The following is a 21588-nucleotide window of genomic DNA, read 5'->3' as shown; positions in this document are numbered from 1 at the left end:
AGCTGGTCTCGTCCTTCCCGGACGCGCTGCGCAAGCTCGACCCGCGCGTGATGGTCAAGTCGCCCGTCATGTTCGTGGTCCTGGTCGGCTCGGTGGTCACCACCGTGCTCGCACTCAAGGAGCCGGGCGACTGGTTCGGCTGGGCGATCACCGCCTGGCTGTGGCTCACCACGGTCTTCGCCAACCTGGCGGAGGCGGTGGCCGAGGGCCGGGGCAAGGCCCAGGCCGACACCCTGCGCAAGGCCAAGACCGACACCGTCGCCCGGCGTCTCACGAAGACGGGCGAGGAGGAGGTCCCCGGCACCGGACTGCGCATCGGCGACCTCGTGGTCTGCGAGGCCGGCGACATCATCCCCGCCGACGGAGACGTCGTCGAAGGGGTGGCCTCCGTCGACGAGTCCGCCATCACCGGCGAGTCGGCGCCCGTCATCCGCGAGTCCGGCGGCGACCGCTCGGCCGTCACCGGCGGTACGAAGGTCCTCTCCGACCGGATCGTCGTCAAGATCACGACCAGGCCCGGTGAGACCTTCATCGACCGGATGATCAACCTGGTCGAGGGCGCCGCCCGGCAGAAGACCCCCAACGAGATCGCGCTCAACATCCTGCTCGCCTCGCTGACGATCGTCTTCCTGCTCGCCGTCGTCACCCTGAAGCCCTTCGCGGTCTACGCGGGCGCCGACGAGCAGACCTCGCTGATCGTCCTCACCGCCCTGCTCGTCTGCCTCATCCCGACCACGATCGGCGTGCTGCTCTCGGCGATCGGCATCGCCGGGATGGACCGGCTCGTACAGCGCAACGTGCTCGCCATGTCGGGGCGGGCGGTCGAGGCCGCCGGCGACGTCTCCACCCTGCTGCTCGACAAGACCGGCACCATCACCCTCGGCAACCGCCAGGCCGCCGAGTTCGTCCCCGTACGCGGCGCGACGGAGGCCGAGGTCGCCGACGCGGCGCAGCTCTCCTCGCTCGCCGACGAGACCCCGGAGGGCCGCTCGATCGTCGTCCTCGCCAAGGAGCGGTACGGGCTGCGCGAGCGCCACCAGGGCGAACTCGACCACGCCGAATGGATCGCCTTCACCGCCCAGACCCGTATGTCGGGTGTGGACGTGGCGGGGCGCAAGGTCCGCAAGGGCGCGGCCGGTTCGGCCCTGGCATGGGTGAAGGAGCAGGGCGGCGAGGTCGCCGACGACGCGCGGGAACTCACCGACCGGATCTCCCAGGCCGGCGGCACGCCGCTGCTGGTGGCCGTGGAAGACGGCAAGGGCGCGCGCGTCCTCGGTGTCGTGCACCTGAAGGACGTCGTCAAGGAGGGCATGCGGGAGCGGTTCGACGAGCTGCGCCGGATGGGCATCAAGACGGTCATGATCACCGGCGACAACCCGCTGACCGCGAAGGCGATCGCCGAGGAGGCGGGCGTCGACGACTTCCTCGCCGAGGCCACGCCCGAGGACAAGATGGCGCTCATCAAGCGGGAGCAGGCGGGCGGGAAGCTGGTCGCGATGACCGGCGACGGCACCAACGACGCCCCGGCGCTGGCCCAGGCCGACGTGGGCGTGGCCATGAACACCGGCACGTCCGCCACCAAGGAGGCCGGGAACATGGTCGATCTGGACTCCAACCCGACCAAGCTCATCGAGATCGTCGAGATCGGCAAGCAACTCCTCATCACGCGGGGCGCCCTGACCGCGTTCTCGATCGCCAACGACGTGGCCAAGTACTTCGCGATCATCCCGGCGATGTTCGCGGTGGCCTACCCGAGCCTGGACAAGCTCAACATCATGGGCCTGTCCTCGCCCGAGTCCGCGATCCTCTCCGCCGTCATCTTCAACGCGCTGATCATCGTCGCGCTCGTGCCGCTCGCCCTGAAGGGGGTGCGGTACCGGCCGACCAGCGCCGACAGGATGCTCCGCCGCAACCTCGGTCTCTACGGACTGGGCGGCCTGATCGCCCCGTTCATCGGCATCAAGATCATCGACCTGCTCCTCTCCCTCATCTCCGGAATCGGCTGACGATCATGAACAACTCGACAGGAAACGCCGGCCGTGTCTGTGGGCGGGGCTGCGCGCCCTCCTCGTCCTCACGCTGGTCTGCGGCGTGCTCTACCCGCTGGCCGTCACCGGCGTCGCCCAGGTGGCCTTCCCGGCCAAGGCGAACGGCTCCGAGATCAAGGACGGGAGCGGAAAGGTCGTCGGCTCCGAACTCATCGGCCAGCGCTACGACCTGCCGCCGAAGGACGGCGAGGAGACCGCGGCGCCGGACCTGAAGTGGTTCCAGCCGCGCCCCTCCAACGGCCTGGGCGGCAACACCGTCAACACCCGGTACAAGCTGCTCGTCTCCGGCGCCACCAACCGCTCCGGCGACAACGCGGATCTGATCGCCTGGGTGAAGGACGCCAAGGCCGCGGTCGTCAGGGACAACTCCACCCCGGGACACCCCGTACGGCCCGAGGACGTGCCGGCCGACGCCGTCACCTCCTCCGGCTCCGGCCTCGACCCGCACATCTCATCCGAGTACGCCCAACTCCAGGTCCGCCGCGTCGCCGAGCGGAACGGGCTCGACGCCGCCAAGGTCGAGCAGCTCGTCGCCGACCACACCGACGGCCGGATCGCCGGTTTCATCGGCGAGCCCCGCGTCAATGTGCTCCAGCTCAACATCGCCCTCCGGGACCTGGTCGGTAAGGAACTGACCAAGAGCTGACGGGGATTGCCGGTTCCGCGACGGCCGGGCCTTGTCCTGCGGGCTCGGCGGGACGGAAGATGCCCCCGTGATGAATGGTGGGGGAATGATCAAGGGAGCCAACGCTTTTGTTCCGACGGTGCCGCTGCGGGTCGCGGTGCGGGGCGGGCTGGAAGCCATGGCGTTGCTGCTGACGGAGCAGGGCACAGTCCGGGGGGACGGGGACGTCGTCTTCCACGGCGCGCCGGTCCATCCGACGAACGCCGTACGGCTGACCGGCGGCGCGGACGGCACGGCGTGGCTGGAGGCGGACCTCACCCGGATCGAGGCGGAGATCGCCTCCGTTCTGGTGGTCGGTTCGACCAGTGGTGGCGCGATCCGGGACGTGGCCGGGCCGTCCGTCGAGGCGTTCGCGCCGGACGGTACGCCGGTCGCGCGCTACGACGTGACCGACGCCGGCGGCGAGACGGCGATGGTGCTGGTGGAGCTGTACCGGCGGGCGGGCGGCTGGAAGTTCCGCGCGGTGGGTCAGGGTTACGTGAACGGCCTGGCCGGCCTGGCGAGGGACCACGGCGTGAACGTGGCGGACGCCGGCCCGGCGCCTGCTCCGGCCCCGACGCCACTCCCGGCACAGCCGCCCGCCGCGCCGGTCCCACACTTCGCGCCGCCGCACCCGGTCAAGGGCCCGGCCCCGGTCCAGGCCTACGCCCCGGTCCCGTTCGCCGCGCCGTCGCCCGTCACGCCGCCGGCCGCGCAGCCGCCCGTGGCCGACCGGTGGTCGTACGGAGCGGTCTTCGAGCCGTACACATGGACCGGCCGGGACAACGACGTGATCTCCGTGGACGGCCTCCCGCCCGGGCCGGTCATCGTCGAACTCGCCGTCAACGGCGACGGATACACGGGCCTGTGGCTCCTCGACCGGCGCAACAAAAACAAGGACAACCTCGTCAACAGCACCGAGCCGGACTTCCGTGGCCGGATGCTCGCCGAGGTCCCCGGCAAAGGGCCCCTGCGCCTGCGGCTGGAGGCGGACGGGCCGTGGCAGGTACGGGTACTGCCGCTGGCGGCGGCCCGGCGGCTGACGGCGCAAAAGCTGGAGTGCGGCGGCCCCGACGTCCTGCTGCACACGGCGGGCCCGGCCGACCTCACCATCCGCTACCGCGGCGACGACAACCTCATCGTCCACCTCTACGAACTGGCGGGCCACCAGGACCCCACGGCCCTGCCCTCGTACGAGAACGTCGTCAACGAGATCGGCAAGCGGCGCGAGACCCTCCCGCTGCCCGAAGGCCCGCTGATCGTGCACCTGGAGATGGCCGACGGCCCCTGGCGGGCACAGCTCAAACACCTGTAGTCCGCCGGGGAGCTCGGGGTGTGAACGGTGCGGCGCGCGCCCGTACGAAAATGCTTCGCGCGCGCCGCAGGGCCGGGGCTATGGTGTGGTCGTTCTTGCGGACACGCCATGCGGTCGTCCGCGTGTGCCGGTCTCTGTGATCCAGGAGGTGTGAGTGATGGCTGTCGTGTCGATGGGCGCCGCCCTCATTCAGAAGTTCATCAACTCCACCTCCGTGGCCACCGGCTGATCTTCCTTCTCTGCGCGCCCGAGTGCGCGCGCCGGGGCCACCCTTGTGAAGGGTCACCCCTTGTCTCTCTCCTCTCGTCAGGCTTCTCTCCAGTCTTCTCCTCAGGCTGCTCCTCCGGATCCGACGTCGCACGCTCTCGTCCCGTACGGCTGGGACGAGGGCTGGGCGGCCGAGTTCGCTCCCCACGCCGAGCGGGGGCTCGTCCCCGGCCGGGTCGTACGGGTCGACCGCGGGCAGTGCGACCTCGTCACCGCCGAGGGTCTCGTCCGCGCCGACACCGCCTTCGTCACCCCGCACGATCCGCTCCGGGTCATCTGCACCGGTGACTGGGCGGCGGTCGACGCCGGCGGCAACCCCCGTTACGTACGGGAGTACTTGCCGCGCCGCACCGCCTTCGTACGCTCCACGTCGTCCCAGCGGTCCGAGGGGCAGATCCTCGCCGCCAACGTCGACCACGCGATCATCGCGGTGTCGCTCGCCGTCGAGCTCGACCTCGGCCGGATCGAGCGGTTCCTCGCACTGGCCTGGGAGTCGGGCGCGCAGCCGCTCGTCGTCCTCACCAAGGCCGACCTGGTGCCGGACCCGATCGGGCTGTCGTATCTCGTCCAGGACGTCGAGGCCGCCGCGCCCGGCGTGCAGGTCCTCGCCGTCAGCTCCAACACCGGTGAGGGCGTGGAGGCGCTCGCCGCGATCGTCGGCGACGGCACGAGCGTGCTCCTCGGCGCATCCGGCGCGGGCAAGTCCACCCTCGCCAACGCACTCCTCGGCGAGGACGTCATGGCCGTCCAGGCCACCCGCGACGTCGACGGCAAAGGCCGGCACACCACCACCATCCGTAATCTCCTCCTCCTTCCCGGCGGCGGCGTCCTGATCGACACGCCCGGCCTGCGCGGCGTCGGCCTGTACGACGCCGGCAGCGGGGTCGAGCAGGTCTTCTCGGAGATCGAGGAGCTGGCCGAGGGCTGCCGTTTCCACGACTGCGCTCACGAGTCCGAGCCCGGCTGCGCGGTGCTCGCCGCGCTGGCGGACGGCACGCTGCCCGAGCGGCGTCTCGACAGCTACCGCAAACTGCTGCGGGAGAACCGGCGGATCGTCGCCAAGACCGACGCGCGGCTGCGTACGGAGCTCCTCAAGGACTGGAAGCGGAAGGCGGCCGAGGGACGCCGGGCGGCCCAGGTCAAGGGCCGGGACCGGTAGCCGAGGCCCCGGCGGGACGCGGAGTGCCACGTCCGAAAACCGCCGGAAAGGGTGCCGGGGGTGACGCACACTGGGTCTCGTGATGGACGAAGAGACCAGGTACGAGGCGGTCAGCAGCCGGGACGCGCGGTTCGACGGCGAGTTCTTCTTCGCCGTCCGCACCACCGGCATCTACTGCCGTCCCAGCTGCCCCGCCGTCACGCCCAAGCGCAAGAACGTCACGTTCTTCCCGTCTGCGGCCGCCGCCCAGGGACACGGCTTCCGCGCCTGCCGCCGCTGCAGGCCGGACGCCGTGCCCGGCTCCGCGGAGTGGAACGTCCGCGCCGACGTCGTCGGCCGCGCCATGCGTCTGATCGGCGACGGAGTCGTGGACCGCGAAGGCGTCCCCGGCCTCGCCGGACGCCTCGGGTACAGCGCCCGCCAGGTCCAGCGGCAGCTCACCAGCGAGCTCGGCGCCGGGCCCGTCGCGCTCGCCCGCGCCCAGCGCGCCCACACCGCGCGGCTGCTGCTCCAGACCACCAGCCTGCCGATCACCGAGATCGCGTTCGCGTCCGGGTTCGCCAGTGTCCGGCAGTTCAACGACACCATCCGCGGCATCTACGCCCGCACCCCGAGCGCCCTGCGCGCCGAATCCGGCACCGGCGCGGGACCCCGTACCGCCGTGAGCGCCGGCGTCCCGCTGCGGCTGGCCCACCGCGGTCCGTACGCCGCCCGGGAGGTCTTCGACCTGCTCGCCGCCGAGGCCCTGCCCCAGGTCGAGGAGGTCACCGGCGCCCCCGGCGCCCGTACCTACCGGCGCACCCTCCGCCTGCCGTACGGCTCCGCGATCGCCGCCGTCGACGAGGAGTCGCCGGGCCGCTGGCTCCAGGCCCGGATCCACCTCACCGATCTGCGCGACCTCACCACCGCCGTCCAGCGGCTGCGCCGGCTGTTCGACCTGGACGCCGACCCGTACGCGGTGGCCGAACGGCTCGGCCCCGACCCGCTCCTCGGCCCGCTCGTCGCCGCCCGCCCGGGCCTGCGCTCGCCCGGCGCGGCCGAACCCGAGGAGTTCGCCGTGCGGGCCGTCGCCGGACAGCAGGAGGCGGCACGGCTGGCCGAGGCGTACGGCACACCGCTGGAACGCCCCTGCGGCGGCCTCACCCGCCTCTTCCCCGAGCCCGCCGCGCTCACCGGCCATCCGGTCGTGGGCTCCCTCGCGACCGCCCTCGCCGACCGGGCCGTACGGCTCGATCCCGGCGCCGAGCGCGACGAGGCGGAACACGCCCTGCTCGCCGTCCCGCACGTCACGGCCGAGACCGCGGCGCTGGTGCGGATGCGGGCGCTCGGCGACCCGGACGTGGCGGTCCACCCGCGCGCCGACCGCGAGGCCTGGCGGCCCTGGCGCTCGTACGCCGGGCGGTATCTGGACCGGACCGCGGCCTCGCCGGATCCGAGCATCGAGTCGTACGCCTGAGCGAATGGCGTTCCGTGCGTGTCCTACCGTGGACCCATGATCACCATCGACAGGCTCGCACCGTCCGACCGGGACACCTGGGAGCAGCTCTTCCGCGGCTACATCGACTTCTACGGGCGCACCGAACCCGACGCGATGTACGAGCGTTCCTGGGCCGCCTTCCAGGAGGACACCCGGCTGCACGCGCTCGGCGCCCGCCTCGACGGCCGGCTCGTCGGCATCACCCACTTCTTCATCCACCCCAGCACCTCGGGCCCGGACCTCTGCTATCTGCAGGACCTCTTCACCGCCCCCGAGGCGCGCGGCAAGGGCGTGGCCCGCGCCCTGATCGAAGCCGTCCGGGTGTGGGCCGAGGAGCAGGGCTGCTGCCGGCTGTACTGGATGACGCACGAGACCAACGCCACCGCCCGGCGGCTGTACGACCAGGTCGCCGACAACCGCGGCTTCATCCGCTACCAGATCGAGCTGCCCGGCCCGCGCTAGTTCCGACTCCTGGGCCCGCCCGCCCAGCCCCCGCCGTCGCTAGGCGGGTGCCGGGGCGGGCGGGCCGCCCCAGATCGCGGCACCCATCCACGCCCCCACGATCAGCAGGCAGGCCATCAGCTCCACCAGCACGCTCGTCCCCACGGCCCGCATCACCGTGCGGGTCGAGGCCACCGCCTGGCCGTGGCCGCCGAGACGGATCCGCTCGCAGGTGTAGATGCCGCCGAGGTAGCCGAGGACACCGCCGACGACCGGCAGCAGAAAGAAACCGAACAGCGCCCCCAAACCGGCGAACGCCGCCATCCGGCGGGTGACCCCGACCCCCCGGATCCGGCGCGGCGGCAGGTGCCACACGATCGCCTGGGTGACCAGCAGCAGCGCCGTCGCACCGACCAGGAGTCCCCAGGCGAGGCCGGTCTGCATGTGCAGCGCCCACCAGAGCATCGCGGCCCAGACGAACCACGGCCCCGGCACGACGGGAACCAGCACCCCGGCCAGGCCGAGCAGCATCACCACCCCGATCAGAAGGAGCTGCCACACACCCATCTGTCAAGCGTGCCGGACCGGCCACGGGCACGCTTCCCGGTCCCCGGCCGACGGACCTCGTCAGGCCCGGGCGGCCCTCGGGTCCCGGGACACCCAGCCCTTCTCGTACGCGTGCCAGCCCAGCTGGAGCCGGGTCGTCACCCCCGTCAGCTCCATCAGCCCCTTCACCCGCCGCTGTACGGTCCGCAGCCCCAGCTCCAGCTGCTTGGCGACGCTCGCGTCGGTCATCCCCGCAAGCAGCAGGGAGAGAATCTCCAGGTCGGTGGCGTCCGGCCCCGGCAGCCGGTCCTCCATGACCTGCCCGCCCGCCCCCAGCCGCAGCGGCAGCGCGTCCTTCCACACCGCCTCGAACAGGCCCATCAACGACTCCAGCAGCCCGCTCGCGTGCACGACGAGAGCCGCGGGCTCCGCGCCGCGACCGGTCAGCGGCACCATCGCCAGCGACCGGTCGACCACCACCAGCTTCGTCGGCACCTTCTCCACCACGCGCACCTGCTCGTCGCGGCCGAGCGCCGCCGACAGCTCGACGAGCCCCGTGGGCAGCGTCAGCACCTCCCTTTCGAGCACGACCCGGTACGCCACACCCCGCTCGGAGGCCCGCTCCTCCGCGTCGTTGTCGATGCCGGTGACCGCGACCGGACGTCCGGTGACCAGCGCGCACACCTCCTCGGCCGCGCCGAGCTGGAGCTGGAGGAAGCGGTGGGCGACGGCGCTCGCGCCGGTGACCACCTCCACCAGGTCGTGCACGGCCGGCTCGGCGGCCTCGGCCCGGTACTCCTCCGCCAGCAGCACCGCCGCAAGCTCCGCCTGCTCCAGCTCATGGCGCTGCTGGGTCAGCAGCGCGCCCAGCGCCACCGCGGGCGGCGCCGCCACCCACCGTCCCGTACGGGACGAGGACTGCGCGGCGAGCCCCTGCGCCTCCAGCCGGCGCAGCGCCCGTTCGGTCTCGCCCTCCGGCAGCGCCAGCCGGTGGGCCAGATCGGCCACCTCAGCCGCGCCCAGCGCGACAAGCGCGCGATAGGCCGACTCCTGCCGTTCGTCGAGACCGATCGCTCCCAGCATCGCTGCCCACCCCTTGCCCGACCCGGCGCCCCGCCCGCCGGACCCACTCGTTCCGCTGTCGCCGTGGCGGGAATCAGCCACGGCGCATTCCCGCCTCGCCCATCATCCCCGCACCACCCGTTCCTCTGCCAATGTGGTGCCACCGCAGCACCAACGACGACGGGCCGCGTGGGCCACAGCCCCGCAGCGCTCACCCCGGCGAAGCCCGCGTACTCCTACCGACTCCGGCAGCGACCCCCACCCAGACCGTGGTCCGCGCTGACGACGTGCGCTGATCACGCCGGTCCGCCGGGCGTCCTTCCCGTGGGGGGTGGGGTCGCCCGGCGGACTCCTTTTCCGCTTTTTCTGGATGCGCCGTTTTCGTACGCCCCCCGCGGTGGACAATAAGGGCATGACTCAGCAGGGGGATAGGCGGACCGCCGGCCCGGACGACTGGTGGGACAAGCTCTACGACGAGACCGCGCCTGACACGGCCGCAGGCGCCGGGACACCGGACGACACGCGCCCCACGGCAGGGCGCGACGATGACGAACCGTCACCCGAACGGCCCACGGCCGCACCGCCACCGCCCACAGCTCCACCCCCACCCCCACCCACCGCCCCACCGGCCCCACCCCGCCCGCCGAGGCAGCGGGCCCCCTGGGAGCCACCGTCCCCCGCCGCCCCCGCCGAAGGGCCGCGGACCTTCCCGCCCGCCCCCAGCACACCGCCGCCACCCACCACCGCGCCCCAGGCCGACCCCCGAACCGGCTACGTCGGCGACGGACCACCCACCTACGACCCCGAGCCCACCGCCCTGCCCGCCGCACACCCCGACGAGCTGGCCGAACTCGTCGCCGACACCGTCCTCGACGGCGCCCGGTACGGCACGTACACCCTGCGCGCCGCCTCCGTGCGCGGCGACTCCGCGCGCTACCGCGGCGAGCCCCGCCGCGACGCGCTCATCACCGCCCGCTTCGGCGAAGGCCGCGGAGCCCTCGTCCTCGTCGCCGTCGCCACCGGCGCCCGCGCCGCCGCGGCCCCTCATATGGCCGCCGCCGACGCCTGCCGCTGGATCGGCGAAGCCGTCGGCCGCAGCCACACCCGGCTCGCCGAGGACATCCGGGCCGGCCGCCGCGGCGACCTCAAGTCCGGGCTGCACCGGCTCACCGACCGCACGTACGGCAGACTCCGCGCCCGCGCCACCGAACTCGGCGCCGACCCGCAGGAGTACACCGCGCACCTGCGCTGCCTGCTGCTCTCCGCAGACCCCGACTGCCGCACCCGGGTCTTCTTCGGTGTCGGTCCGGGCGGGCTCTTCCGGCTGCGCGACGGAGCCTGGCAGGACCTCGAACCCGCGCTGCCCGACCCTGGCGCCGTCACCGGCGAGGCGGTCGTCGGCTTCGGCTCGCCGCCCCAGGACCCCCGCGTCGGCGAACAGGGTCCCGACGCAAGCCCGCTGACCGTGGCCCTCGGCGTCACCCAGGCCGCGCCCCCGGCCGTGGAGGGACCGCTGCCCCCACCGGCCGAACCGTTTCGCTTCCGCGCCTCGGTCGCCCGGCCGGGGGACACGCTGCTCCTCGCCGCACAGGGCTTCGCCGAACCGGTCCGGAGCGAGCGCGCGCTCGCCGACGCGCTCGCCGCACGCTGGGGAACGGCCGGACCGCCCGGCCTCGCGGCCTTCCTCGCCGACACCCAGACCCGGGTGAAGGGGTACGCCGACGACCGTACGGCCGTGGCGGTCTGGGAGGCGTAATGCCACCGGTCATGGGTTGATGGACCCATGGCCCGACAGAACGTCGCAGAACAATTCGTCGACATCCTGGTCCGCGCCGGCGTGCGCAGGCTGTACGGAGTCGTCGGCGACAGCCTGAACCCCGTCGTCGACGCCATCCGGCGCACGGCCGGAATCGACTGGATCCACGTCCGCCACGAGGAGGCCGCCGCCTTCGCCGCCGGCGCCGAGGCACAGATCACCGGCAAGCTGGCGGCCTGCGCCGGATCCTGCGGCCCGGGCAACCTCCACCTCATCAACGGCCTGTACGACGCACACCGCTCGATGGCCCCCGTGCTCGCCCTCGCCTCGCACATCCCATCGAGCGAGATCGGGCTCAGCTACTTCCAGGAGACCCACCCCGACCATCTCTTCCGCGAGTGCAGCCACTACTGCGAGATGATCTCCAACCCGCAGCAGATGCCACGGCTGCTGCAGACCGCCGTGCAGCACGCGGTCGGCCGCGGCGGGGTCAGCGTGGTGACCATGCCCGGGGACCTCGCCTCCCAGGCCGCCCCCGAGAAGAGCATCGAACACGCCCTGGTGACCTCCCGACCCACCGTCCGCCCCGGCGACGCCGAGATCGACGCACTGGTCCGGCTCATCGACGACGCGAACAAGGTGACACTGTTCTGCGGCAGCGGCACGGCGGGCGCCCACGCCGAGGTCATGCAGTTCGCCGAGCGCCTCAAGGCGCCCGTCGGCCACGCCCTGCGCGGCAAGGAGTTCATCCAGTACGACAACCCCTACGACGTCGGCATGAGCGGACTGCTCGGCTACGGCGCCGCCTACGAGGCCACCCACGAGTGCGATCTGCTCATCCTGCTCGGCACCGACTTCCCGTACAACGCCTTCCTCCCCGACGACGTCAAGATCGCCCAGGTGGACGTACGCCCCGAACACCTCGGCCGGCGCTCCACCCTGGACCTGGCCGTCTGGGGCGATGTGCGCGAGACGCTGCGGTGTGTGATTCCCCGGGTGCGGGCCAAGGCCGACCGGCGGTTCCTCGACAAGATGCTGAAGAAGCACGCCGACGCGCTCGAAGGCGTCGTCAAGGCGTACACCCGCAAGGTCGAGAAGCACCGCCCCATCCACCCCGAGTACGTCGCCTCGGTCCTCGACGAACTCGCCGACGACGACGCCGTGTTCACCGTCGACACCGGCATGTGCAATGTGTGGGCCGCCCGCTACCTCACGCCCAACGGGCGGCGCCGGATCATCGGATCATTCAGCCATGGCTCCATGGCCAACGCCCTGCCGCAGGCGATCGGCGCCCAGTTCACCGACCGCGACCGGCAGGTCGTCTCCCTCTCCGGCGACGGCGGATTCGCCATGCTGATGGGCGACTTCCTCACCCTCGTGCAGTACGACCTGCCGGTGAAGATCGTGCTGTTCAACAACTCCTCGCTGGGCATGGTGGAGCTGGAGATGCTGGTCGCCGGCATGCCCTCGTACGGAACGGCCAACCACAACCCCGACTTCGCCGCCCTCGCCCGCGCGGCCGGCGCCTACGGCGTCCGGGTCGAGAAGCCCAAGCAGCTCGCCGGCGCCCTCAAGGACGCCTTCAAGCACAAGGGCCCCGCGCTCGTCGACGTGGTCACCGACCCGAACGCCCTGTCCATCCCGCCCAAGATCAAGGCGGAGATGGTCACCGGCTTCGCGCTCTCCGCCAGCAAGATCGTCCTGGACGGGGGAGTGGGCCGGATGCTCCAGATGGCCCGCTCCAACCTGCGCAACGTCCCCCGTCCCTGAGCCCCCGCAGCCCCGGGGCCGGCCCGTCAGGCGGGGGTCAGCCGCAGCGTGAGGATCTGGAACGGCCGCAGCTGCACCACCACCCCCTCGCCGTCCCGCTCGGCGGGGTGCAGCGGCCGCTCCAGCAGATCCGTGACCCGCGCCTTGCGCAGCGGGAAGGCGGTACGCAGCGTGGTCGTGACGCGCGACCCGGCCGACTCGTAGAGCCGCACGACCACATCACCGCCCCGGTCGTCGGCGAGCTTCACCGACTCCACCGTCACCGCCGGATGACCGGCCTCGACCAGCGGCCCACGCGCCGGCACCCCGGGCGCCACGCGCAGCGGCAGATTGAGCGCCAGCCCCTCCCGTACGGCATCGGTCACCGAACACCCCGGCAGCAGCGCGTAGGTGAAGCGGTGCCGGCCAAGATCCGTCTCGGGGTCCGGGCTGTGCGGCGCCCGCAGCAGGGTGAGCCGTACGGTCGTACCGAGCCCGTCGGCGTGCGGAGCGCGGCTCACGTCATGGCCGTACGTCGAGTCGTTGAGCAGCGCCACGCCGTAGCCGGGCTCCGCGACCCGCAGCCAGCGATGGGCGCAGATCTCGAACCGGGCCGCGTCCCAGCCGGTGTTGGTATGTGTGGGCCGGTGCACATGTCCGAACTGGACCTCGGCGGTAGACCGTTCGGCGTGCACATCGAGCGGGAAGGCGGCCTTGAGCACCTTCTCGGACTCCTGCCAGTCGACGTCGGTGACGACGTCGAGCCGGGCGCTCGCGCACCGCAGCACGATCTCCTGGGTGATCCGCGACGCCCCGAAGCTCCGCACCACCCGTACCACCGCGCGCAGGTGACCTTCCTCGACGAGCTCGACGGAGTCGGCGGCGGTCAGATCGGTGCGGCTGCGCAGATAGTGCCGGTCGATGTCCCAGGCGTCCCACTGGTTGGGGTGGTCGGGGTGCAGTTGCAGCAGATTGCCCCGCCCGCCGAGCGCGAGGACCTCCCGGCCGGCCCGCAGATCCCGCACGGACGCGAGCAGCCCGTCCTGGTCCACGACCACCCTCAGCAGCCCGTTGTCGAGCACGATCCCCTCACGCCCGACACGGGCGCCGCTCGCGCCGGCCGGCACGCGGTCCTGCCGCAGCGGGGCCGCGCCAAGGGCCGGCACCCGCACCAGGACCGGTGCCCCCTTCTCGGCGTCGACGACCTCCACCCGCTCGTACGGTGAGGTGTTCACGACTGCCTGATCCCCGCCGGTGCCCAGGGCGGCCAGCGCGGTGGCGGTGATCCCCGCCAGCTCCTCCTGCACGCGCGCGTAGGTCTCCCGTGCCTCCCGGTGCACCCAGGCGATCGAGGAGCCGGGCAGGATGTCGTGGAACTGATGGAGCAGGACCGTCTTCCAGATCCGGTCCAGGTCCTCGTACGGATAGGTGTACGAGGCGGATGCCAGCGCCGCGGCCGTCGCCCACAACTCCGCCTCGCGCAGCAGATGTTCGGACCTGCGGTTGCCCTGCTTGGTCTTGGCCTGAGTGGTGTAGGTGGCCCGGTGCAGCTCCAGGTACAGCTCGCCCGACCAGACCGGAGCCTGGGCTCCGTACTCCTCCTCGGCCGCGGCGAAGAACGCCGACGGCGGCTCGATCGCCACCCGCGGAGAGCCCTCCAGATCCCGCAGCCGACGGGCCTTCTCCAGCATCTCCCGGGTGGGACCGCCCCCGCCGTCCCCCCAGCCGAACGGCACCAGGGAGCGGGTCGCCCGCCCCTTGTCGGCGAAGTTGCGCTCCGCGTGCGCCAGTTCACGGCCGTGAAACTGCGCGTTGTAGGTGTCGACGGGCGGGAAGTGGGTGAAGACCCTGGTGCCGTCGATGCCCTCCCACCAGAACGTGTGGTGCGGCATCCGGTTGGACTGGTTCCACGACAGCTTCTGGCTGAGGAACCAGCGCACCCCCGCCAGCCGGGCCAGCTGGGGGAACGCGGCCGTGTAGCCGAAGGAGTCGGGCAGCCAGATCTCCCGGGTCTCGACGCCCAGCTCCTGCTCGAAGAAGCGCTTGCCGTGGACGATCTGCCGGGCCAGCGCCTCGCCGCCCGGCATGTTGGCGTCCGACTCCACCCACATCGACCCCACCGGCGCCCAGTTGCCCGCCCGCACTGCCGCCCGGATCCGCCGCCAGATGTGCGGCTGGTGCTCCTTCACCCAGGCGTACTGCTGCGCCTGGGAGCAGGCGAACACCAGCTCCGGGTAGTCCTCCGCGAGCGCCGTGACATTGGCGAAGGTGCGTGAGGCCTTCCGCACGGTCTCGCGCAGCGGCCACAGCCACGCCGAGTCGATATGGGCGTGCCCCGCGGCCGAGACCCGGTGGGCGCTCGGCGCCGCCGGCCGCGCCAGGACGTCCGCGAGCCGCTCCCGCGCCAGGGCCGCCGTGCCCGGCACGTCGTGCAGATCGAGCGCGTCGAGCATGTCCTCCAGCGCGCGCAGGATCTCGTGGCGCCGCGAGCGGTCCTCGGGCAGCTCCCGCATCAGCTCGGAGAGCACCTCGACGTCCAGGGTCAGATGCCACACGTCCTCGTTCAGGACGGCGAGGTCCGCGGCGGCGAAGCGGTAGAGCGGCCGGTCCCCCGCGGTCAGGACGTCGCCGAGCGCGGTCGGCTCGAAGTCCCGTAGCACCGCGGGGTTGGCCGCCGCCTCCAGGAGCAGGTCGACGCTCTCCCCACCCCGGGCGGGCGCGGCGACGGGGACATGGCGGTTACGCGGATGGATGCCCTTGACCGGGACCCCCTCGGCGTCGTGGACCAGGCCCTCCGCCTGGAAGCCCGGCCCCTCGCCGGTGAAACCGGGGTCGACGACCGCCTCCACCCGGCGTCCGGCCCAGGCACGCGGCACCGTGCCGCGCAGCCGGAACCAGCTCGTCGACCAAGGCGGCCCCCAGGGCGTGCCCAGGTCGAACGGCTCGTACGTGGCCCGCAGCGCCTCGGCGGCCGGCACCGGCTCACCGGGGGTGTGCCAGACCGAGAGCGTGAGCGGGACCCGCTCGCCGTACTGCGCGGGCCGGACGAATCGGCGGAGCGCGCGTTCCAGGCGCGCCTCCACCTGCGGACGGTCGTCATGCATCGCAGCACCCCTGTCTCCGGTGTCCCTCGGTGTCTTTCGGTGTCTCTCGCACGGCTTCCCGCGGACGGCGCGTACGGCGCATACGGCGCATACGGCCGAGTGTTGACTTACCCCGATGCATCCGGTGATTGACGATTCGACATGAATGGGCGCTACGGGGTGGGGCATGCATTCCGTGAGCGTGTTCGAGCTGAGAGGTCGTGACGTCGTGCGGGTGGGGGCTATGAGCGGGCAGTCGACCAGGTGGCGCCGGAGAGTCGGGCGCGCGGACCTCTCGGCGGTACGGGAGGTGAGAGGTGCCCTGCGCGACATGCTGCGGCACTGGGGCGAAGCGGGCGCCTGCGACGTGGCCGAGCTGCTCGCGACCGAGCTGGTCACCAACGCGCTGATACATACCGACCACGGCGCGGAGGTCACCGCCACCGTGGCCCCCGACGCCCTGCGCGTGGAGGTGCGCGACCACGTCGCCGGCCTGCCCGGACCCTCGCACGCACCGTACGCCGACGACGGTACGCACGGCAGGGGACTGGTACTGCTCCAGGCGCTGGCGGATTCCTGGGGGGTGCGCCCCGACGGGGCGGGCAAGGTGGTCTGGTTCGAGCTGAACGGCAAGGCGACGGCCTGACAACGGCGGGCCGGGCAACGGTGGGCCTGACACGGGCGGGCCTGATACGGCGACGGGCGGGTCCGCCCGTCGAAGGGGTGGACCCGCCCGTGTCGCCGGCGCGGGGAGCGCCGTGGGCGGCATTCAGCCGAATTGCTGCTCCAGGTCCTTGAGTTTGCGCTCGAGGGAGTCGAGACGCGGCAGGGTCTGGGTGTCGTCCTCGGCGGTGAGATCCACCGTCCGGGGCTCAGCGCCCTTCACGGCCTGGAGGGAGGGCCGGGGTCGAAGCGGCAGTTGTCCAGGGTCGGATATGGCCGGCTCCGCGACCGACGACCCCACGGCCGCCGTCGCGGAGCCCGCCGCGGAGGTGAGGGCCTGGACCTCGACCTGACGGCCGCCGCCCCGCCCGATGCCCCAGGCCCGGTGCTGCCGGCTGATCGCGCGGTAGCGGGCCCGGTCCAGTTTCTCCTTCTCCCGCCGGTGGTGGCGGTTGCGCTGCTTCTCCCGCCGGTCCTCCCGGACCTCCTCGACGGCCTCGTCCAGCGTCCGTACGCCTTCCAGCAGCATCAGCGACCAGGCGCCGAAGGTCTCCCGGGGCGCCCGGAGCCACCGTACGACCCGGATCTGCGGCAGCGGACGCGGCACCAGACCCTGCTCGCGCAGGGCGGCCCTGCGGGTCTGCTTCAGGGCCCGGTCGAAGAGGACGGCCGCCGACAGGGACATCCCGGCGAAGAACTGCGGCGCGCCCGCGTGGCCCAGGCCCCGCGGGGCGTGCACCCAGTTGAACCAGGCGGCGGCTCCGGCGAAGGTCCAGACGAGCAGCCGGGAGCCGAGGGCCGCGTCGCCGTGGCTGGCCTCGCGGACCGCGAGGACCGAGCAGAACATCGCCGCGCCGTCGAGTCCGAAGGGGACCAGGTATTCCCAGCCGCCGGTGAGGCTGAGGTTCTGTCGGCCGAAGCCGACCAGGCCGTGGAAGGAGAGTGCGGCGGCGACCGCTGCACAGCAGAAGAGCAGGAGGTACGAGGCGGTGCCGTAGACGGCCTCCTTGCGCCGTCGGCGTTCCTCGCTGCGTTCCCAGGTGTCGTCGGCCGAGGTCTGGTCACCGGCGCGCTTGCCGCGCGCGAGCACCGCCACCGCCGTCAGGACTCCGGCGAGCATCACGCCACCCGGAAGCAGCCAGTCCAGCGATATGTCGGTCAGTCTCATGCGGTGTCCCTTGCATCGCAGTGGGGCGTTTCGGCGGCCCATACTGGCCGAAGCCCACAGCTGCCCACGGGGTTTCCGGGCAAGAGAACGCCATTGAGGCGACGAGGCATACAAATAGGTGCGTTCTGGTCGAACTTTCATCTGCGGAAGCTGAGTTGAGTTCGATTCATGCCACCCGAACGGGTGGCATGAACGTCAGGCGGTCTCGCTCAGCCGGCGGATCCGCTCCGCGTCGCAGGTCCGCGGGCAGGTGACGCAGGTGTCCTCGGGGCGCAAGGTGTAGAAGAGGCAGCAGCTTGACCGGTCCCGGGTGGGCAGCGGCGCCCCGCCCGGCCCGGTCAGCTCGCGGAACCCCGCCGTGCCCACGTACGGCTTCTCGGTGCCCGGGAGCAGCAGCTCCAGCTCCGCCATCGCCCGGCTCTCCTCGCCGAGCAGATGTGCGATGTACCACAGGCCCTCGACGATCTCGTCCGTCGCCATGCCCCACAGCGCCCGCCGTCCGCGCCGCATCCGAGGCCCGAACCCCTCCAGGATCCGGGCGAAGTGCTCGGCGACGGAGTCGCGCACCTCGGCGCGCAGCGCCTCCTCGTCCGCCACGACCCGGGCGCCGGGCAGCGCGGCCGCCGGGTCGCCGGGCAGGCAGGCGAACTCCTCGATCCGTACTGTCATCCGCCCGAGTGTCCGCTGGAAGGCGACCCCTTCGACCGGGATCCTGGGCACCCGCCGGTCCAGGAACCATGGCACCGTCACCAGCAGACAGGCGGGCCAGGCGTACCGGTGCAGTCCGAAGCCGGCCACCACGTCGGGGCGGGCGCGCTGCCCGTAGTCCCGCACTACCTGCTCGTTGTCCCAGGCGAGAAAGGCGTCGAGGGCGGCGCCCCCGGCCGCGAGCTCGTCCGCGCCGACCCAGCCCCCACCGCGAGGGGCCTGTTCGCCCGCCGCCAGCTCTCGTATGCCCAGGCCGGGGAAGACCTCCGTGAGCCGGGTGTACGCCGCAGCGACGGGCGACGTGAGGCCGGGCAGCAGTGCGGGCAGTGACATGCGGGACCACCGAATCGCGATCGTTAGCAGGTAAGCCTTACCTTACCCGATGCGATCGATGTTTGAACTGCCACTGTGTCCGCCTATGGTGCACATGAGGCCCTTGCACCGTGAGCGGGGTCCGGGACGAGGCCCCAGGAGGACCCGGGTGGAGCAGAGCACAGCGCGCGACAGGGCGACGGAGCGCCCGCACGCGCCCTCTGCGCCTGCCGTTTCGGTACGCGCCCCCGGACAGCCCTGCGCCCCCGCGGAACACCGGGTCCCCGAGCAGGCCCGCGGCGAGCACACCCACAGCGAGCCGGCCGCCCCCGCCCAGAGCCCCCGGCCGGTCCAGCGCCACTCCGTGCGGGGCCAGATACTCCAGGCCCTGCGCACCTCCCTCGTGGGCGGCGAGCTCGTCCCGGGCGAGGTCTATTCCGCCCCCGCCCTCGGTGAGCGCTTCGGGGTCTCCGCCACACCGGTACGCGAGGCCATGCAGCAGCTCGCCCTCGAAGGCGCCGTCGAGGTCGTCCCCAACCGCGGCTTCCGCGTCATCCAGCGCACCCCGCGCGAACTCGCCGAGCTGGCCGAGGTCCGCGCCCTCCTCGAGATCCCCGTCATGCTGCGGCTGGCCCGCACGGTCCCCGCCGAGCGCTGGTGCGAGCTGCGCCCCCTCGCCGAGGCGACCGCCGCCGCGGCGGCCCGCGGCGACCGCGCGCACTACGCGGAGACCGACCGCGCCTTCCACCGCGCGGTCCTCTCCCTGGCCGGCAACGACCAGCTCGTCGCCGTCGCCGACGACCTGCACCGGCGCTCCCAGTGGCCGCTCATGGCCGCCCCCGTCAGCCGCCACGCCGACCTCGTCGCCGACGCCGCCGAACACACCGCCCTCCTCGACGCGCTCGCCGCCCAGGACCTGACCGTGGTCCAGTCACTCGTACGAGAGCACTTCACCGGAGCCGACGGCTGACCGGACGGGAGGCCGCGGGTACTAAGGTCGTACCGTCAGACGCTTCTGGTCCGTGCGCGAGGTGCCCCATGTCGTCCGCGACTTCCGTGCCGGCGGTCCGGCACCCGGACGAGGGCGGCGAACTCCCGTCCGCGGACGGGACCTTGCCGCGTGCCGCTGTGTTCGGGCAGGAGGTACGTCCTCTGGCCGGTGCCCGCTTCGGGTCAGAGGGGACCATGCCGCGTGCCGCTGTGCTCCCGCGGGAGGTGCGCCTGCTGGCCGGGGCACGCACCTGGCCCTCCGAGCCTTCCCTCCCAGGCGCCACCGCGCTTGCGAAAGCGGTGCGCCCCCTGGCCGGTGCCCGCTCCGGGGCGGACGGGTCCCTGGGGCGCGCCGCTGTGTTCGGGCAGGAGGTACGTCCTCTGGCCGGTGCCTGCTCCGGGGTAGACGGGGCCCTGCCGCGTGCCGCCGTGCTCCCGCAGGAGGTACGCCCCATCTCCGGGGCACGCACCCGGCCCTCCGCGCCTTCCCTCCCGGGCGCTGCGCGACGGGGGCGGCGGGTATGACCCGGGCCACGCGGCGCAGGCGGCTGCCCGCAGGTCTGGAGGCCGCGGCCGCCGCGCTGCTCGACTGGCTGGCCGACCCCGCCGCGCCCCGGCTCTGTCTCGTCGGCGGCGGTGGGCGCCGACGGAGCGCGGCACGGTTGCTCGACTGGCTCGCCCGCCAGGGCGACCGCGGCGGCGCCGCCCGTGAGCGGGCGATCCACGCGCGCGTGCCCCTGGAGGGGCAGAGCGCCCTCGGCGCGGCCTGGCTGCTCGCCGACCGGCTCGGCGTCGTGGCCCGCGAGCCGGGGGAGTTGGTGCGCATCCTGGCCACCGACCCCCGGCGTACCGTCGTCGTCCTGCCCGGGCTGCACCAGGCCGCCGAGCCCGGCCCGCTCACCGAACTCGTCGCCGCCCTCGGCGAACTGGGCCACCTCCGGCTTGTCGTCGAGGCCCCCGCCGGCACCGACGTCCACGCCAGCCTCGCCGCCCTGCGGCCCACCGTGCTCGACCTCGACCCCGAGCGCCGCCAGCCCGAACCGCCCGCGCCCGTCCACGAGTTGCCCGACCTCGACGACCCCGCCGCGGTCTGCGCGGCCGATCCGTTCGCCGTCACCGCCGCCTACGGCATCGGACACGGCGGTGACGACCACGGCGGCGACGACCATGGAGGGCTCCGGCAGGCCTGGCTGCGCGCAGGGCAGTCCCTGTGCCGTGACCAGACCCCCGCCGACCGCGCGCTGGTGCTGCTCGCCGCGCTGGGCGACGGCGCCGACCCCCGGCTGCGCCCGGCCCTGGCGGAGCTGGCCGCGCCCGCGCCCTGGCGGGTCGACTGGGCCAGGGTGCGCGGCGACCTCACCCCGCCCTGGCCAGGACCGGTCGTCGCGCTCGCCGTGGGCGCCGGCCCGTCGGCGGGCCGGCTGCTCGCCGCCGATCAACTCGGTACCGTACGGCTCCTGAACGCCGAGGACGCCACCCCCGCCGGGCTCGTCCCGGCCCCGCCCGCCCGTCGAGCCAGGGCCCTGGCCGCGCTTCCCGACGGCAGCGTGCTGTTCCTCGACGAGCGCGGCCGACTCCACGCCGAGCACGGGACGCAGGGCCCGAGCGCGACCCGGCGGCTGACCGAGGCCGTCGCGGCGACCCTCGCCCGCCACCCGGGCAGCGCACTGGCGGCCGCCGAGGACATCGTCCTCGTCGGCGACCGCATGGGATCCGTCCACGCCTTCGGCCTTACGGACGTGCATCAGGCGGCGCTGCACAGCGGCCGGGTCACGGCGGTCGGCGTTGTCGGAACCCCCGCGCCCCTGGTCCACAGCGGCGGGGCCGACGGAACCGTACGGGCCTGGGCGCCGGGCCGCGCCCCGCTCGCCGTGCCCGCTGCCGAACGCCCCTTCCCTGTCGTCGCGTTGCATGCCGCGCACACCCCGGCGGGGGTGCGGCTCGCGGTGGCCTGGGGCGACGGACTCGTCGAGCTGTACGGCTCCGACGGCGGCGCGCCCCTCGGCTTCCGGCCGGGACCGCCGGTCCGGGCGGTGGCCGTGACGGCGGACGGCGCCGTGGTCATCGGTATGGACGAAGCCCTCCTCAGCCTCACGCCCGGGCACTGAACCGGCCCGCGCGAATCGGCGGACATCGGCGTTCATTCGGGCATTCGGGCCGGTACACGGGGCAATTGGCGC

15 protein-coding genes and 1 pseudogene are annotated in these 21588 nt (G+C 73.1%); 11 read left to right on the top strand and 5 right to left on the bottom strand.

Features of this window, described 5'->3' with window-relative positions; genetic code table 11:
- Positions 1 to 2: 2 nt before the first annotated feature.
- The 6 genes and pseudogenes from kdpB to IEZ01_RS04090 all read left to right on the top strand — a co-directional run bounded on the left by kdpB (position 3) and on the right by IEZ01_RS04090 (position 7392).
- Positions 3 to 2006, top strand: coding sequence for a potassium-transporting ATPase subunit KdpB (gene kdpB / locus IEZ01_RS04115; protein WP_189200208.1), 2004 nt, complete (start codon positions 3 to 5; stop codon positions 2004 to 2006).
- A gap of 5 nt (positions 2007 to 2011) precedes the next feature.
- A pseudogene (locus tag IEZ01_RS04110) lies at positions 2012 to 2694 on the top strand (potassium-transporting ATPase subunit C).
- Positions 2695 to 2779: 85 nt separating this feature from the next.
- On the top strand, positions 2780 to 4027 hold the full coding sequence (locus IEZ01_RS35825; protein ID WP_189199931.1) for a TerD family protein: 1248 nt from the start codon (positions 2780 to 2782) through the stop codon (positions 4025 to 4027).
- A gap of 289 nt (positions 4028 to 4316) precedes the next feature.
- Positions 4317 to 5453 carry a ribosome small subunit-dependent GTPase A gene (gene rsgA, locus IEZ01_RS04100; protein WP_189199929.1) on the top strand — a complete coding sequence of 379 codons (1137 nt, stop codon included), beginning with the start codon at positions 4317 to 4319 and terminating at the stop codon, positions 5451 to 5453.
- A gap of 82 nt (positions 5454 to 5535) precedes the next feature.
- Positions 5536 to 6909: a DNA-3-methyladenine glycosylase 2 family protein gene (locus IEZ01_RS04095; RefSeq protein ID WP_189200203.1), complete on the top strand. Its 1374-nt coding sequence runs from the start codon at positions 5536 to 5538 to the stop codon at positions 6907 to 6909.
- A gap of 36 nt (positions 6910 to 6945) precedes the next feature.
- Positions 6946 to 7392 (top strand): GNAT family N-acetyltransferase, encoded by a 447-nt coding sequence (locus IEZ01_RS04090; protein WP_019890292.1) that lies wholly within the window; start codon positions 6946 to 6948, stop codon positions 7390 to 7392.
- Positions 7393 to 7431: 39 nt separating this feature from the next.
- Here IEZ01_RS04090 and IEZ01_RS04085 read toward each other — a convergent pair whose 3' ends face one another.
- Positions 7432 to 7938 (bottom strand): DUF456 domain-containing protein, encoded by a 507-nt coding sequence (locus tag IEZ01_RS04085; RefSeq protein ID WP_019890293.1) that lies wholly within the window; start codon positions 7936 to 7938, stop codon positions 7432 to 7434.
- A gap of 60 nt (positions 7939 to 7998) precedes the next feature.
- Positions 7999 to 9000: a helix-turn-helix domain-containing protein gene (locus IEZ01_RS04080; RefSeq protein ID WP_019890294.1), complete on the bottom strand. Its 1002-nt coding sequence runs from the start codon at positions 8998 to 9000 to the stop codon at positions 7999 to 8001.
- A gap of 391 nt (positions 9001 to 9391) precedes the next feature.
- Between IEZ01_RS04080 and IEZ01_RS04075 the strand changes: the two genes are divergently transcribed.
- Together IEZ01_RS04075 and IEZ01_RS04070 are read left to right on the top strand one after the other, a co-directional pair.
- A complete protein-coding gene (locus tag IEZ01_RS04075) occupies positions 9392 to 10735 on the top strand; it encodes a protein phosphatase 2C domain-containing protein (protein WP_189199927.1) in 1344 nt (447 codons plus the stop codon).
- 27 nt (positions 10736 to 10762) lie between these two features.
- The gene (locus tag IEZ01_RS04070; protein ID WP_189199925.1) at positions 10763 to 12505 is read left to right on the top strand and encodes a pyruvate dehydrogenase; all 1743 of its coding nucleotides are present in this window, start codon (positions 10763 to 10765) and stop codon (positions 12503 to 12505) included.
- Positions 12506 to 12531: 26 nt separating this feature from the next.
- Here the strand turns inward: IEZ01_RS04070 and IEZ01_RS04065 are convergent, their stop codons facing one another.
- The gene (locus IEZ01_RS04065; protein ID WP_189199923.1) at positions 12532 to 15588 is read right to left on the bottom strand and encodes an alpha-mannosidase; all 3057 of its coding nucleotides are present in this window, start codon (positions 15586 to 15588) and stop codon (positions 12532 to 12534) included.
- A gap of 310 nt (positions 15589 to 15898) precedes the next feature.
- Here IEZ01_RS04065 and IEZ01_RS04060 point away from each other — a divergent pair, with 310 nt between their 5' ends.
- Positions 15899 to 16213, top strand: coding sequence for an ATP-binding protein (locus IEZ01_RS04060; protein WP_373287559.1), 315 nt, complete (start codon positions 15899 to 15901; stop codon positions 16211 to 16213).
- A 123-nt stretch (positions 16214 to 16336) separates the two neighbouring features.
- Here IEZ01_RS04060 and IEZ01_RS04055 read toward each other — a convergent pair whose 3' ends face one another.
- The gene (locus IEZ01_RS04055) at positions 16337 to 17398 is read right to left on the bottom strand and encodes a DUF2637 domain-containing protein (protein WP_019890302.1); all 1062 of its coding nucleotides are present in this window, start codon (positions 17396 to 17398) and stop codon (positions 16337 to 16339) included.
- 195 nt (positions 17399 to 17593) lie between these two features.
- Positions 17594 to 18439, bottom strand: coding sequence for a (2Fe-2S)-binding protein (locus IEZ01_RS04050; RefSeq protein ID WP_019890303.1), 846 nt, complete (start codon positions 18437 to 18439; stop codon positions 17594 to 17596).
- A gap of 148 nt (positions 18440 to 18587) precedes the next feature.
- On the opposite strand from IEZ01_RS04050, the gene IEZ01_RS04045 reads away from it, so the two are divergent.
- Positions 18588 to 19388, top strand: a complete 801-nt coding sequence (locus tag IEZ01_RS04045; protein ID WP_019890304.1) for a GntR family transcriptional regulator — start codon at positions 18588 to 18590, stop codon at positions 19386 to 19388.
- A gap of 541 nt (positions 19389 to 19929) precedes the next feature.
- Positions 19930 to 21516 (top strand): hypothetical protein, encoded by a 1587-nt coding sequence (locus IEZ01_RS04040; protein ID WP_189199919.1) that lies wholly within the window; start codon positions 19930 to 19932, stop codon positions 21514 to 21516.
- Positions 21517 to 21588 lie beyond the last annotated feature (72 nt).

The sequence above is a fragment of the Streptomyces purpureus genome, assembly GCF_014648195.1.
Classification (GTDB): domain Bacteria; phylum Actinomycetota; class Actinomycetes; order Streptomycetales; family Streptomycetaceae; genus Streptomyces; species Streptomyces purpureus.
Note: the sequence above shows the minus strand (reverse complement) of the source record. Positions and strands in the feature narration are given on the sequence as shown.

Excerpts from the sequence above, each read along its gene's own strand:
- IEZ01_RS04060 (WP_373287559.1), top strand. The coding sequence starts at position 15,899 with ATGCTGCGGCACTGGGGCGAAGCGGGCGCCTGCGACGTGGCCGAGCTG.
- IEZ01_RS04040 (WP_189199919.1), top strand. The coding sequence starts at position 19,930 with ATGACCCGGGCCACGCGGCGCAGGCGGCTGCCCGCAGGTCTGGAGGCC.
- IEZ01_RS04080 (WP_019890294.1), bottom strand. The coding sequence starts at position 9,000 with ATGCTGGGAGCGATCGGTCTCGACGAACGGCAGGAGTCGGCCTATCGC.
- IEZ01_RS04065 (WP_189199923.1), bottom strand. The coding sequence starts at position 15,588 with ATGCATGACGACCGTCCGCAGGTGGAGGCGCGCCTGGAACGCGCGCTC.
- IEZ01_RS04090 (WP_019890292.1), top strand. The coding sequence starts at position 6,946 with ATGATCACCATCGACAGGCTCGCACCGTCCGACCGGGACACCTGGGAG.
- IEZ01_RS04085 (WP_019890293.1), bottom strand. The coding sequence starts at position 7,938 with ATGGGTGTGTGGCAGCTCCTTCTGATCGGGGTGGTGATGCTGCTCGGC.
- IEZ01_RS04055 (WP_019890302.1), bottom strand. The coding sequence starts at position 17,398 with ATGAGACTGACCGACATATCGCTGGACTGGCTGCTTCCGGGTGGCGTG.
- IEZ01_RS04095 (WP_189200203.1), top strand. The coding sequence starts at position 5,536 with ATGGACGAAGAGACCAGGTACGAGGCGGTCAGCAGCCGGGACGCGCGG.
- IEZ01_RS35825 (WP_189199931.1), top strand. The coding sequence starts at position 2,780 with ATGATCAAGGGAGCCAACGCTTTTGTTCCGACGGTGCCGCTGCGGGTC.
- IEZ01_RS04050 (WP_019890303.1), bottom strand. The coding sequence starts at position 18,439 with ATGTCACTGCCCGCACTGCTGCCCGGCCTCACGTCGCCCGTCGCTGCG.
- IEZ01_RS04075 (WP_189199927.1), top strand. The coding sequence starts at position 9,392 with ATGACTCAGCAGGGGGATAGGCGGACCGCCGGCCCGGACGACTGGTGG.
- IEZ01_RS04070 (WP_189199925.1), top strand. The coding sequence starts at position 10,763 with ATGGCCCGACAGAACGTCGCAGAACAATTCGTCGACATCCTGGTCCGC.